At 70.5% G+C, this 14,214-nt stretch carries 11 protein-coding genes; 7 read left to right on the top strand and 4 right to left on the bottom strand.

The genetic code is table 11. From position 1 onward, the window contains the following. From ACYVE9_RS05650 to ACYVE9_RS05625, 6 genes are all read left to right on the top strand, one after another. Positions 1–858: YczE/YyaS/YitT family protein (locus ACYVE9_RS05650; protein ID WP_461026599.1), on the top strand; the 858-nt coding region annotated here is incomplete at its 5' end. A 496-nt stretch (positions 859–1,354) separates the two neighbouring features. Next, entirely contained in the window at positions 1,355–2,317 is a 963-nt protein-coding gene (fabD, locus tag ACYVE9_RS05645; RefSeq protein ID WP_461026598.1) for an ACP S-malonyltransferase, read from the top strand. Between the two features lie 762 nt (positions 2,318–3,079). After that, complete coding sequence (locus ACYVE9_RS05640; protein ID WP_461026597.1) at positions 3,080–4,018, top strand: hypothetical protein; 939 nt, start codon at positions 3,080–3,082, stop codon at positions 4,016–4,018. Between the two features lie 94 nt (positions 4,019–4,112). Next, positions 4,113–5,762, top strand: coding sequence for an MFS transporter (locus ACYVE9_RS05635; protein ID WP_461026596.1), 1,650 nt, complete (start codon positions 4,113–4,115; stop codon positions 5,760–5,762). Between the two features lie 126 nt (positions 5,763–5,888). Continuing rightward, positions 5,889–6,512, top strand: a complete 624-nt coding sequence (locus ACYVE9_RS05630) for a DsbA family oxidoreductase (protein WP_461026595.1) — start codon at positions 5,889–5,891, stop codon at positions 6,510–6,512. Positions 6,513–6,628: 116 nt separating this feature from the next. Next, positions 6,629–7,900, top strand: coding sequence for an activator-dependent family glycosyltransferase (locus ACYVE9_RS05625; RefSeq protein WP_461026594.1), 1,272 nt, complete (start codon positions 6,629–6,631; stop codon positions 7,898–7,900). A gap of 126 nt (positions 7,901–8,026) precedes the next feature. On the opposite strand, the gene ACYVE9_RS05620 is transcribed toward ACYVE9_RS05625, so the two are convergent. Next, complete coding sequence (locus ACYVE9_RS05620; RefSeq protein ID WP_461026593.1) at positions 8,027–8,740, bottom strand: L,D-transpeptidase; 714 nt, start codon at positions 8,738–8,740, stop codon at positions 8,027–8,029. 1,943 nt (positions 8,741–10,683) lie between these two features. Between ACYVE9_RS05620 and ACYVE9_RS05615 the strand changes: the two genes are divergently transcribed. Further along, a complete protein-coding gene (locus ACYVE9_RS05615) occupies positions 10,684–11,469 on the top strand; it encodes an IclR family transcriptional regulator (RefSeq protein WP_461026592.1) in 786 nt (261 codons plus the stop codon). 21 nt (positions 11,470–11,490) lie between these two features. Here the strand turns inward: ACYVE9_RS05615 and ACYVE9_RS05610 are convergent, their stop codons facing one another. From ACYVE9_RS05610 to ACYVE9_RS05600, 3 genes are all read right to left on the bottom strand, one after another. Beyond that, positions 11,491–12,519 carry a class I SAM-dependent methyltransferase gene (locus ACYVE9_RS05610; protein ID WP_461026591.1) on the bottom strand — a complete coding sequence of 343 codons (1,029 nt, stop codon included), beginning with the start codon at positions 12,517–12,519 and terminating at the stop codon, positions 11,491–11,493. Then, a complete protein-coding gene (locus ACYVE9_RS05605; RefSeq protein ID WP_461026590.1) occupies positions 12,516–13,184 on the bottom strand; it encodes a 2OG-Fe(II) oxygenase in 669 nt (222 codons plus the stop codon). The genes ACYVE9_RS05610 and ACYVE9_RS05605 overlap by 4 nt, the downstream gene beginning before the upstream one ends. Positions 13,185–13,233: 49 nt before the next feature. Further along, on the bottom strand, positions 13,234–14,214 hold a 981-nt coding region (locus tag ACYVE9_RS05600; RefSeq protein WP_461026589.1), incomplete at its 5' end, for a hypothetical protein.

Genomic DNA, 14,214 nt, shown 5'->3' with positions numbered 1-14,214 from the left:
GGGTCGCTCGCCCGACCCCGCCCGGGCCGCCCTCACCAGCTCGCAGTCCCTCGCCCATTGAAGATTCGAGGACGACCCGTGCCGGAAAGTTCTTGCGACACCCCCGACCGCCGAAACGCCGACAAGCCCCACCGCACCGGAAGCGGACGCGATGCCGCCGTGCGCTACAGCCTCTACCTGGCAGGATGCGTGCTTTTCGCTGCCGGTGCGACCCTCTTCATCCACGCCGGGCTCGGCGTCGATCCGCTCGACGTGCTCTCGCTGGGCTTGCTGGAGCACCTCCCGCTGACCATCGGGATCGCTCAAGCCCTCATCGCCGTCGTCTGCATCACCGTCTGGTCGGTCTGGAACCGCCGCCGGCCGGTGTTCTCGCCGTTCGTCACGTTCCTCCTGTGCGGAAGTCTGATCGACCTGTTCCTGCTGCTGGACCTCTCCGCCCTGACCAGCGTGCTCTCCCTTGCGATCGCCGTGCTGCTGTGCGCCTACGGCTCATCACTCATCATCATGAGCGGAACGGGGATCCGCGCCATGGACCTGCTCGTCATCTCCATGACCCAGCGCTGGAAGGCACCCTTCTGGCTGGCCAAGGCGTCCGTGGAAGCGCTGCTGCTCGGTGTCGGCTATCTCCTCGGCGGTCCGGTCGGCGTCGGCACGCTCGTCTTCCTGATCTTCGTGGACGGGTTGATCCAGCCGTTCATGGCCCTCAACCGCCGCGTGCTGCACATCACCAACCGAGGCATTCCGCAAGCTCCTGCCCCGGTCCGACGCGGCGGGCCGCGGCCGGTCCCGACCGGCGCTTCCCGACAGCCCGGGCACCACGGCGGCACCCCTTCCCGTCCTGCCCCCACACAACTCTGACCGGTTGCTGACACTGCTCGCACGCGGCTGCGGAAACCTGACACGCCCTTACAGAGTCCTGTGGCGGGCGGTCTTGTACCCGCGGCGGGAGCGAAGCAGGCTGGTGCCAGAGTGCTGATCCCTGGACGGCCGACGGTGCGGAACGCCACCCGCCTGCGCCACGGCCACCGCTCGGGCAGCCGAGGGTGTCACGCACGGGCAGAACGCCGCGCCGTGCACTTCCGTGACAGCGGAGGGGGTTGGGGGAGCCCCGGGCGGGCGGCAGGTGCGTCGACTGCCGACTCGCCCGCTTCCCACTCGCCCTACAGTTCGCCCCCCGCGGGCCCGTCCCGCCCCATGCATGCCGTGGAGCAGCGGTACGAACCACCGCAGGACGGACCGGCCGAACTGCCGGAGCGCGCCCGCTCGTGCGCGGCTGGTACGCCGGCCGAGCGCGGCTCCGGCGCCCCGGGCGACGGTTGCCCTCGCTCGACCACCCACCCATGAAGGGACCATCATGAACCGCACCGCATTCGTCTTTCCCGGCCAGGGCTCACAGCAGGTCGGCATGGGTCTGGATCTCGTCCGCGAACACCCCGACCTGCTGGACACCTACTACCGGGCGGCGGACGAGATCCTCGGTTTCCCGCTCTCCGGACTGTGCTGGGAGGGGCCGAAGGAGGCGCTGCGGGACACCGCGGTCACCCAGCCCGCCATCTTCCTGACCAGCGTCGTCACCTCCGAGGTGCTGCGCAGACACGACATCGTGCCCGACGCCGTCGCCGGGCACAGCCTGGGGGAGTACCCGGCACTGGTCGCCGCGGGAGTGCTCGACTGGACGGACGCCCTGCGGCTGGTCCGGCTGCGCGGGGAGCTGATGGCCGCCGTCAACGAGCGGGTGCCGGGTGGCATGGCCGCCGTCATGGGGCTCGATCCGGACGCCGTGGAGCGACTGTGCGCCGACGCGTCAGCAGCCACGGGGGAGACGGTGGAGATCGCCAATGACAACGAGCCCACGCAGACGGTCGTCTCCGGCAGGCCCGGCGCGGTGGAGCACCTCGCCGAACTGGCGAACCGCGCCGGAGCCCGCAAGGTCATCATGCTCGACGTGGGCGCGCCGTTCCACTGCAGCCTCATGCGCGGCATGGAGGCCGAGTTCGCGGACGCGCTGAGCGCCACCGACTTCCGCGATCCGGCCGTGCCGATGTACTCCAGTGTCACCGCCGACCGGGTGAGGACAGCGGCCGAGGTGGTCGTCGCCCTCCGCCGCCAGCTCACCGGGCGCGTGAGGTGGACCGAGACGGTGAACCGGATGGTCGACATGGGCCTCGACGGGTTCGTCGAGGTAGGCCCCGGCAAGGTCCTGAGCGGCCTCTGCCGTCGGATCGCTCCGCAGGTGAGCGTCCACCAGACCAGTGACATGGCCAGGATTCGACGGACCGCCGAATCCCGCGCGCTTACCACGCCTGCCACTCCGTGACCCTTTCGTACGCCCCACGGTCGCCCGGGCGCACCGTCCGGGCGGCCGCAACACGGCCTGGGACCTACGCGGCGGCGGTATGCGACCAGGGCGCCGGTGACGCGGCGGCATTTCCCTCGGAACGAGTGGTCCGAGTCGCCTGTATTCCTCCGCGGCAATCAAAACGCGGCGCTGGGGAGGGCGGTGTGTCCGGGGCCGTAGGGGAGCGGTCGTCGAGTGCATCGTCGAGGCGCGGCGCGCACATCGTGGAAACGGAGCAGGTGAGAGCGGTCACTCGGTTGGGTGAGCGCGGGCGGCCGCCGGTGACGGAGTGCTCCGTAGCGCGGATCGGTCCCGAAGCCCGCACGCCGGCGGTCGCTGTACGGCCGTGTGGGAATTCCCTTCTACAAGCCTTTGTGAAGTCGCTTGTTGTGCCCGTCGGTATCGCAGATCCTGGCTGTGGGAAAACGGTGCGACATTCTGTGCCGTTCCTCTCGCCGCCGGTGGTGCGGGTGAACTCGCGAATTCCAGCAAGGTGCGGAAGTCCCGACAGACTTCGCCGGCCGGCGAAGCGGGTGCGCGGCCACCGGTGGACACCACCGACTAGCTCCGCCGTGTGCGAGTGCCGACGAGCACCGGTCCCTGAACCGGAGACGCGGTGCGAGCACGTCGCTGACCCGCCGTCCGTACCAGCCGTATCCCTGCCGCTCACACGAGGGGCCCGGGGGCATGCACCGCAACCCGACTCGAAGGGTGTCGGGTGCCACAACGAAGGGGAGTCACATGCGTAATCGAAAGCCTCGGCTCGCGCTGGTCGGTACGGCCGGCGCCCTGATCCTCACGACGGTGCTGGGCACGCCCGCAGCGACTGCGGTGCCGGTCGCGCCCGCCCCTACCGCTTCGGTGCACACGCCACAGGCCTCGGATGCCGAGGTCCTGGACATCACCATTACTCCCGACGGCCTCACCGCCCCCGCCACCGCGCCGCCCGGTCCGGTCACCTTCCGCACCACGACCACCGATCCGGGGGCCGGGCTGGTGGGCCTCGCCCGCCTGCGTGACGGGGTGACCTGGGAGCGGTTCCGCGACATACAGCAGCGCACGCTGTCGTCCGACCCGGCTGTCGTCGTCCAGGCGGAGGAGGACCTGCTCGCCTCCGCGGACCTGCTGGGAGGTGCCGTCACCCACCCCGGACTGCCCGGATCGTTCAGCCAGCGCCTGGAACCGGGCACCTATCTGCTCTTCGAGTACTTCGACCTGGAGAACGCCCCGCAGCCCCGGTACCGGTGGCTCACGGTGACCCGTACCGGTTCCGGCCAGGCCCTCGCGCCGACCGCGACCCTCGTTTCCGAGGAGGTGTCCGGTGAGCCGCGCTTCACGCTGCGGGGCACGGTTCGAGCCGGCCAGCCGTGGCGCTTCGTCAACAGGTTGCCGCAGGAGAACGAGGCCGTCTTCTTCCCGCTGCCGGACAACGTCACCGAGACCGAACTCGAGTCGTACTTCGACGCCTTCGGTGACAACGGCGAATGGCCTTCGGAGCCGCCGCCCTTCGACACGAGCAAGGGAGTGGGCTCGCTGCCGTTGACCCCAAGGCAGTCCTCGGTCCTTCAGGTCCCGCTGACGCCGGGCCGGTACGCGGTCATCACATGGCTCAAGGACGCCACCGACGGCCGTACCCGGCTGGTGCAGCAGGGCCAGTACGCGATCGTCGAGGTCCGCTGACAGGACCTTTGACTTCAACCGCACTTCACGTTTTAGCGTTCGACAGAGACAGGCCGGGAGCAATTCCACGGCCCACGATCCAGGGGGAACCCAGATGAGTACGACGGCACCGCCCCGCGCAGGGCGACGAGAGTGGTTCGGGTTGGCGGTGCTGGCACTGCCCACGCTGCTCATAGCGATGGACATGACCGTCCTGCACCTGGCGATCCCGTCCCTGACCGCCGACCTCCAGCCCACCTCCGCCCAGCTGCTGTGGATCGTCGACATCTACGGTTTCCTGGTCGCCGGTCTGCTCATCACCATGGGGACGCTCGGTGACCGGATCGGCCGGCGAAAGCTGCTGCTGGCGGGCGCGGCGGCGTTCGGGACCGCCTCCGTGCTGGCCGCTCTGTCGACCAGCGCCGAGACCCTCATCGCGACACGTGCGCTGCTCGGCGTCGCCGGTGCCACGCTGATGCCCTCCACCCTGTCGCTGATCCGCACCATGTTCCTCGACGCTGCCCAGCGCACCGTCGCCATCAGCGTCTGGATGACCTGCTTCGCCGTCGGCGGCGCGCTCGGCCCGCTCTTCGGCGGCATGCTTCTGAACCACTTCTGGTGGGGCTCGGCGTTCCTGCTCGGCGTGCCCGTGATGCTGCTCCTGCTCGTCCTCGGACCGATCCTGCTGCCCGAACACCGGGACAGCTCGGCCGGCCGGCTCGACCTGGCCAGCGCAGTCCTCTCCCTGGTGGCCGTGCTCGCGGTCATCTACGGGCTCAAGCTGGTCGCGGAGGACGGGCTCGCGCCGCTGCCCGTCGCCTCCGTGCTGCTGGGCCTGGCCGTGGGCGTCCTCTTCATCCGCAGACAGGCCACGCTTGCCGACCCCATGGTCGACCTGAAGCTGTTCCGCAGCCGTTCCTTCAGTACCTCCGTCGGCGTGCTGACCCTCGGCATCCTCATCATGGCCGGCTCGCAGCTCTTCACCCTGCAGTTCCTCCAGTTGGTGCACGGACTGTCCCCGTTGAACGCGGGGCTGTGGTCACTGCCCAACGCCGCCGGGCTCATGGTCGGTGCGATGTCCGCCCCCGCGATCGCCCGCAGCGTCCGCCCCGGTTACGTCATGGCGGTCGGGCTCCTGGTAGCCGCCGGCGGCCTGCTGGTCCTCACCCAGGCCGACGCGGCATCCGGCCTCGCCGCGGTGGTGAGCGGCTCGGCCGTCATGGGGCTCGGGCTGGGCCCGATGGCCGCACTCGCCACCGACCTGGCGGTCGGCGCCGCCCCGCCCGAGCGTGCCGGAGCAGCCTCCGCCATATCCGAGACGGGCACGGAACTGGGCGCGGGACTGGGCATCGCCCTGCTCGGCAGTGTCGGCTTCGCTGTCTACCGGAACCAGATCGCCGACACCATGCCGGACGGCGTCCCGGCCGATGCCGCCCACGTTGCGCAGGACACCCTGGGCGGAGCCGTGGCGACCGCCACCGAACTGCCCGGAGTGCTCGGCACGGAACTGCTCACCGCCGCCCGTGAGGCCTTCGTGCAGGGACTGCACCTGACGGCCGTGGTCGGGGCCGTCATCTCCGTCGGCCTGGCCGTACTGGCCGCAGTCCTGCTCCGGCAGGTGCCGCCGGTCTCCGCGGACAAGGACGGGGCCGAGCCTGAGGTGGGGGCGGGCGGGGCGTCCGCCCCCACATCGAAGGACACCGCCGTCACGGCGGTGTCCACGGCCCCCGACGGACCGACGACCGTGATCGGCAGTGGCGTGTGAAGCGCCGACCGTGAACAGAGCGGGGGCGGCCGGTAGGGCGATACCGGCCGGCCGTCCCCGGGACCGCCTGAGAAGACGACGCACGGGGCGGCCAGGCCGCCCACGACCGACTGGAGGTTTCAGAACATGGCAACGACGGAAAACAAGACGGTCACAGTGGAAATGGTGCTGGACGTCATCTGCGCGGCGTCCTACATCGCGTTCGTCCGGCTCGAACGAGCCGCGGACCGGTTCCGGGCCGAGGGCGGCAACGTAGAGGTGGTCTTCCGGCCCTTCCAACTCGCGCCGGACGCCGACTTCGACGGCAAGCCGCTGCTGGAGGTGCTCGCCGGGATGTTCGGCGACCACGTGGTCGCCGAGACCGAGCAGGCAGCCCGGGACGCACTGAAGGACGGCGTGACGCTCGACTACCACCGGGCCGTCGCCGCCGACACCTTCGAGGCGCACCGGCTGGTCGCCACCGCGGCCCGGCAGGGGCTGGCGGAGCCCATGGTCGCCCGCCTGTTCGCAGCCCATTTCACCGACGGCCTGAACATCGCCGACCCGCGCACACTCGCCGACCTGGCCGAGGAGGTGGGAGTCCGGCCGGGTGACGAGGGCGCCGCCGAACTGCGAGCCGAGCTCGACCGGGTCCGGGGTCTGGGCGTGCGCTCGGTGCCGCAGATCCACGTCGACAGGGGCCCCAGCCTGACCGGCACACAAGCCGAAGAGACCTACCTTCGTGCCCTCGCCACCGCCGCGGGCGAGTAGCGCTGACGACCTCCCGTAACCGGTGAGCGCACGGCACCCACAGCCGTGCGGGTTCTCCGGTGCAGCACCCCCTTCTCCTGCTCCCACGCCGCCCCGTCGATCCTCGGAGTAAGCCGATGCGTGTCCTGTTTGCGGTCTTTCCGGCAACTGCACACCTGCACCCCATGGCGCCCCTTGCGTGGGCCCTGCAAAGCGCCGGCCACGAGGTCCGTGTCGCCAGTCATCCCGAGATGGCGGACGCGATCACCGCCGTCGGTCTCAACGCCGTCCAGGTCGGAGAGACCGTGGACATGATGGCCCCGGCACCCGACATCCGGGCACAACTGGACCGGATCACCGAGGCCGTGCAGACTTCCGGCAACCCCGACGCCCAACTCTGGGAAATCCTCCGTCGACGCGTCCTGCCTGCGTTGGCGAAGTACTTCCCCGCCGAGGTGACAGAGGAGGGCAGCCGCTCCGTCCTGGACGACCTGGTCGACTTCACCCGTGGTTGGCAGCCGGACCTGGTGCTCTGGGACCCCGCCTTCCTGCCCGCCCCTGTGGCAGCCCGCGCCGCCGGAGCCGCCCACGCTCGCCTTATGTGGGGCACGGACTACTTCGCCTGGTCGCGTCATACGCTTCGCCAACTCGGCGACCGGCCGGGCGTGGAGCCTCTCCACGACCCGCACGCGGCCCTGGTGCGGCCGATGGCGGAGCGGTACGGCATCGACTTCGACGAAGAACTGCTCGTCGGACAGTGGACCGTCGACCCCATGCCGTCCCACCTGCGGCTGCCCCTCGACGTGCGGTACGTACCTCTGCGTTGGGTCCCGTTCAACGGGGCCGCCCCCGTTCCGCAGTGGTTGCTGGAACCGCCGAAACGCCCGAGGGTCTGCCTCACCCTCGGCCTCACCGCGCGCGAACGGGCCAAGGGCAGCGAGGTGGCCGTGTCCGACCTGCTCGAGATGGTCGCCGACCTCGACGTGGAACTCGTCGCGACGCTGGACAAGTCCCAGACCGCGTCGCTGCGCACCGTGCCCGACAACGTCCGGACCATCGACTACCTGCCGCTGAACCAGCTGCTGCCGAGTTGCTCTGCCGTCATCCACCACGGCGGCTACGGCACCATGGCCGCCGCCGTGGCGCACCGGGTACCCCAGCTCGTCACCTGGGAGGACGGCGGTGACGCCATGGTCACCGCGGCGTACGTCACCGAGCGGGGCGCCGGGCTGGCCATGGACCGGGAGCAGTTCACCGTGGCGGGTCTGAAGCAGCAACTGCTGCGCATTCTCAACGAGCCGTCGTTCCAGCAGGCCGCCGATCGTCTGTACGCGGACATGCTGGCCACACCCGGCCCGCACGAGGTCGTTCCGGTGCTGGAACGCCTGACCGCACAGCACCGCGGCTGATCCCTGCTCGCCACAGGGTGAACACCGCCTGCGGCCGGGCCTTGCGCAGGCCCGGCCGTACCCGCGGGCGGTGCCGGAGTGCTTGCCGCGTCCGGCACCGCCCGCCCGGACCAGCCGGGATACGGGTCAGGTCCCCGGTTTGCGGCCGTAGACGTGGACGTCGTCCCCGTTCTTGAGCAGGCCCCAGTAGGCCTTGGCGTCGCCCGAACGCATGTTGACGCAGCCGTGGGAGCCGGGCGGCGACCACACACTGCCCTTGATGGAGTGGAACGCCTGGCCGCCGTCGAAGAACTGGCTGTACGGCATGGCGACGTCGTAGAGGGTCGACCAGTGGTTCTTGTTGCGCCAGTAGACCTTCTTCGCGCCGGTGCGCGTCTCGTACCCGTCACGTCCGGTCCGTACCGGCACCGGGCCCTTGACCAGCCGCTTCCCGTCCTGGATCCAGGACAGCTGGCGGGTCAGGTCCACGCAGGCGATGCGCCCCTTGTTGGTGGGGCACTTACCGGCCTTGTTGGGGTTCCTGCCCGCGGCCTTCTGACTGTTCATCAGCCGCATCACCCCCCAGGTGACGGGGCCGGCGTAGCCGATGTTCGGGCTGATTCCGTGTTTCGTCTGGAAGCCCTGGATGGCCCGGCAGTCCGCGGCCGACTGCTTGCCGTTCACTTTGAGGCCGAGAAAGCCCTCGACCTGCTTCTGGTACGGGCCGGTGCTGGTGGTGCAGGCCGGAGCCGCGTGGGCCGGCGTGGCGCCGGCCGCGACGGCCAGGGGCGCGGCCACCGCGGCAGCGGACAGCAGCGCTCCGAGTCTGAGTCTGCGGCTCCTGGCCGCCGTTGTTCCCATGGTCGTGTGACTCCCTCCCCGCGCACTCGCCTCGCGGAGGCCGGCGGCGACCGCGTGTCCGTGCGGAGGAGACGGGCGAGTGCGTACGGGCGCCGGAGCGCCGTCCCCTCACCACAGTCAGACCACCGCACCGGCGGTGAGGTTGTACGGCCGACGCGGGCGGACGACAACGACCGAAACCCGCCCCCACCCCTGAGCCCGGTCCCGGGCCGACCGCCCATGGCCACCGCCCGAGCCCCTGCTCCCGCCCAGTGGCCAAAGGGTGTTCGGCTCACAGGGCGTGCCACTCACGCGAACGGACATCAACTGCTCGTGCACGATCGCTTCGGCCGGCCTCCTCATCGCGTCCGGATGGCTGACAGGTGGCGGGTCATCAACCGCGCCGCACCAGCCGCTCCCGCCGCCGGGTCCGTGCTGGCGGTCCGTTCGGTGGCCGAGCTGCGATTATTCGGAGGCATTGGTTTACTGCCGGGTAATACTGATCGGGCCGGTGGTCGAATCGGGCCGTCAGGGAAGTGGTCGTCATTGGCTGGAATCCGACGGGCGCCATTGCGCTCGTGCTCACCGGGTGCAGCCGTCCTCCCACCGGGAAATCATCCTCTTCCCGAGGGAGCAACCAGGAGGCGGTGCTGCTCGCGGGAGGGGGCCCATGGCAGGGTGGACTCCTGCTGCGTAAACCGGCGGAAAATGGCTTCTGGGATGCCCCCGCCGTGCGGCCGGATGCCGCTTTGCGGCCCGCTGTGGCCGGTGATCAGGATGTCCCGGTCGACAGCTCACGCATTCGCGCGGTCCTGCGCGTTCGCTGCGGTCGCCGGCTGTCCGTGAGTCGGAGAGCTGCGGAATCAGGCAGCGCCGGCCCGTCTGCGGGTGACTGGAACTGTGCGGCCTCCGCAGCGGTTTCGCTCATTGTGAGCGGCGCAGATGATCGTTGCCCGATGCCCTGTGGTTCGGCCTCCCCTCAATTCCCGTGGGATGAGCGGTGTCGCCGGTAGGGATGTGCCGTGCAAGCGCCTGCCCGTGGGGCGAAAACGAGCCTTTTCGCTCTGCCTGAACGAGAGCGGTTTCGGTCGACAGTTCCGCTCCGTCCGGCCCTCGCTGCCCCGTTCCGTCCCGCCCTGCCTCGAATGCCGACCCGCGGGCCCGGCGCCTCCATGGTCGTCGGCCGTGCGGCCGGAAGGACGGGCAGCGGCCTGGGCTCCGTCACGTCGGTTCCGTGGAGGTGCTCGGGGTGGGAATCGTGAATCAGAAGGTGACCGTACCGCGCCCGTTCGTTGCGGCTCGATCGATAGTCGGGCGAAAGGCGGGCGTGCACAAAAATTGCCCTTTCTTTGAGCGAGGTGGTTGAACCGGGGAACTCCCAGGTCGTTCGGTGTTCCGCCAGTAAAATCTGCCGGGTGTTCCAGGAGGCGGGCGAGTCCGAATACCGCGCTGTGCCGCCAGTGATCGCTGGCGGTATCGGTTCGCTCGCCCGTTTCCCGGAACGTGAAAATGGGTGGGGACGCGTCATGCCGGATGGCAATGCTTGAATCCCGGGCCAATCTGGGTTTCACTGCTCTCGATTGCTCACCGTCCCGGACGGGGTGCGACCGGAGGGAGAACCCCGACCGGTGTGCTGCCCTGAGCGGGAACACCCCGTGGGTGTGTGCCATGGCTGACCCCATGAATACCGTGCAGTCGAATCGCTGAGTGCCGACCGTGGGGGAATGGGTGGATGAGACGGAAGCGGTTGACGTCCTGAGGGGCCTGCTCGCCGCGTATGGCGATCGTGGGCTTACCTGTCACGTCGCGGGGTTCCTCCCCCGCGGATATCCACCCGCGGTGAGCCCCTGAGGTCCGGTGCCGGCGCCGTCCACTCGGGACGAGTGGTCAAAACAGGGCAAGCAACGAGGAACGGGGAGCATGACCGCCGTGCGGCCATGGAAACAGAAAGGTGAACGACACTGATGACCTCGCCACCCCCCGGTGACCAGATATCACTAGATATTCCGAGGGACGTCGACGGTGGTACGGCCAGATCGAAACTCTCCCGAGGCCTGGCCCTGCTCGACTCCTTCCGATCGGGTGAGAGTGAAGTGACCCTGTCGGAGCTGGCCCGCCGCACCGGGTTGCCCAAGCCCACGGTGCACCGACTCATCAAGGAACTCGTGGAGCGCGGATTCCTCGAGCGCGGCAACCGCGGTGTCCGGTTGGGCCACTGCTTGTTCACGCTCGGATCCAGGGCGCCGCTGCACCAGCAGCTTCGCCGGATCGCACTTCCCCGCCTGGAGGGGCTGCACGCGGCGACCCGGGGGAGCGCCTACCTGTCGATGCCGGACGGTACGGGCGTGGTGCACCTGGACAGCATCCGGGTACCGATGCCCGCGGGCAACGTGCCGTGGCACGACGAGCACCACCTCGTGCTGTCCCGGGCGGCGTCCCGGGCGATCGGCAGCCGACCGGCCGCCGTCCCTCAAGGAACCGCCCGGGCTGCGGAGTGCGCCGCGGTACCGCACGGCGAGAGGGGCGGGGAGACGGGCCAGGAGGAGGCGGCACTGCCGCGGGTGATCGTCACAGCCCACCACTCGGTGGTGGCCGTCGCCGCCCCGATCGTTGACCTTCTGGGGGCGCCCCTGGCGGCGATCACCGTGGTCAGCGCCACCCATCGGTTGCAGCCGAAGGCGACCGGGCACCAGGTGCAGCGGGCCGCCGCCGCCATCGCATGGCAGCTGAACGGCGTCGGGGACGACTGAGACGTTCCCGCGGCGCGGCCATCAGGCGGCTCTGCCGACGAACATCCGGGGGAGCAGGCGTCCGGCGCGGTACTCGGCGAGTGCCGTCTCCAGCGTGTCGTGGACACGGTTCGCCGACTCAGCGCCGAGGATCGTGTCCACGCTCCCCCGGAACAGCCGGACGGCACGCAGCCTTTCCGACAGCAGTGCGGTGGCCCAGGGCCCCAGGTCCGTGTCGAGGACCAACGTGAAGCGGGCGTCGCGGAGCTGTCGGCGCCGGACGGCAGGTTCGGTGAGGAAGAAGACGCCCTCGGGGTGCAGCCGGCGGAACTCCCCGGCCGGTGCGGCGCCTGGGGCCACCAGGCTCACCTCCTCCGTCACGACCAGCAGGCCACCGGTTCTCAGCAGCCGTCGCGCCTCTCGGAACACCAGGTCCGGGCGGGGGAAGTGCGGGACGGAACCGGTGATGACGACGACGTCCGTGGCGCCGTCCGGCAGGGGAACGTCCTCCGCCGAGGCGCACAGCTCGGTCAGGTTCCGCCGGCCCTGCGAGTGGCTGATGCGGGCGCTCACCTCGCAGTGCTCCGCCACCAGGTCCACCCCGGTGCCGGACCGCAGCGTCACGTCGCGGGCGGGGAGTCCGTCCGCCAGGTGTCGGAGTGCGCCACCGAAACCACTGCCCAGCTCGACGAGGCGGACGGCGGAGCCGGCGAAGGCCTGCCCGATCACGTCGGCCACCCGGTCGCAGCCGTTGGGGCCGAAGTGCCCCATCTGGTCGAAGCCGATCAGCCCCGAGGGCGCGGAGTCCCCGGTGAACTCGACGATCTTGTCGATCGTGCGCTGCCAGTCCAGGAGGGCGGGGAACAACTCCCGGTGGTAGCGGCCCTGCTCCCTGGCCTGGTCCGGTGAGCCGGGCGCCCCCTCACCCGGCGTCCGCCGCTCGGTGCCGCAGCCCGGTGGACGGCCGACCGCCGGGCCGTCCATGGCCGCGCCGCCAGCCGCCGTGCCGCCGCCTGTGGTGCCGACGCTATCGGCCGTCGTCCCGCCGCTCGTCGTGCCGTCGCGGGTCATGCGATCGCCTCCCCGGCCTTCGCAGGTCGCACGAAATGCACCAGCAGGGTGCGGCGGTCGTCCGTCGCGGTGTCCGCGACCGCGGCGACCGAGTGCCAGGAGGTCCGGGAGGGGACCAGGACAACCGAATCGCCGAGGCGTGGCAGCACCTCTTCGACCACCGACTCCTCGGAGGGACCGGCCAGGATGCGCAGCGCTCCCTCCCAGTCGCGTCGCCAACCCGAGTTGAAGTACCAGGTCTGTGTGACGGCCTTGTCGGCCCGGTCGGTGTGCGGGTCGATCCACGAGCCGGCGCCGTACCGAACCGCCCGGACCTCCAGCGTGCAGTCGTCGAGCGGCCGACCGGTGAGCGCGGTGAGCGCCGCCCGGTACTCGTCGGACAGCAGTCCGTCCAGCAGCGCCCGCCAACTCCGGCTCAGCCGTGCCACGTTGTCGGGCACCGGCTCCGACGCGTCGACAAGTTTCAGGTTCCGGGTGCGGTAGCCCTTGCCGCCGGCCGTGCCGCTCGGCCGCTCGGTGAGCGTGAAGCCCTCGGCGGGAAACTCCTCTTCGAGGCGGCGTGCGTCCGACTCGGGCAGCAGCCCGCTCATCACCGCCCAGCGGAAGGGTGACGTCGCCAGCCTTGCTCGTTCGATCGCACCCCAGTCACAAAGGGGCATTGCCATCGTCCTCTCCTTCGCGGGCCGAGCCCGGTTCCGGCTGATCGGTTGTGGTTCAGGCCGGTTGTGCCGCGGACGGCGCGGCTTCGATGCGGGCGCCGAGCCGGATCAGCTTCTCGGCGAAGCCCTGGTGGCCGCGCCGCAGGTGGTCGACGCCCGCCACCTGGTGAGGGCGTCCCGTACCGAGCGCGGCGATCACCAGCGTGGAAGCGGCGCGCAGGTCGGTTGCCGTCAGCACGGTGTCGGTGGCGTGCAACACACTTGGTGACACCTGGAGTTCGTTGCCGTGCTGCCGCAGCCGTGCGCCCATCCGCGCCAGACCGGGGACGTATCCGAACCGCTGCTGCCACACCAGGTCCACCAGCCGGCTGGGCCCGTCGGCACCCAGCAGCATCAGCGCGAACAGCGGTTGCGCGTCGCTGTAGGCGAAGTGGGACGCGGCGGTGACGTCCGCGGGCCGCAACCTGTCGGGCACACCGACGTGCAGGGCCCGCGGTCCCCACCGCAACGGGACGCCCATCTGATCCAGGTAGCGCAGTTCGGGCGCCAGGCCGTCGCGGACCTGCCCGGCCCCGTCCAGGGCGAGCTCCAGTTCGCCTCGCAGGTGCACCGCAAGCGCGATGAAGGTGACCACCTCCATCAGGTCCGAAGGCACCGCCACCTCGGCGGCACCGAGCGGCCCGGCCGCCCCTTCGACGACGATCTCGGTGGGTGTCAGATCGACGGCCACGCCGGCGGAGCGCAGCACCTGCGCCAGACCGGTCGTGTCGAGCTTCGGATACGGATTGCGCAGCACCGTGGTGCCGGTGGCCGTGGCCGCGGCGAGCAGAGCGGTCTTTGTGGCCCCCGAGTAGTGGGGCCCGGTCAGGGTTCCGGTGACCGGCTCCACGTCGGCGTAGTCGGCCAGATCGATGACCGTGCCGCGCAGGCCGCCCGCCGGGGCCGTGGCCTGGAAGCCGTCCGGCCGCACCTGGCAGGACGCGCCGAAGGCCTCCAGCACCGCGGCGACGTGGCCCACCGGTCGCGCTCCGCCCGG

It is taken from the genome of Streptomyces sparsus, from assembly GCF_054776295.1.
Note: the sequence above shows the minus strand (reverse complement) of the source record. Positions and strands in the feature narration are given on the sequence as shown.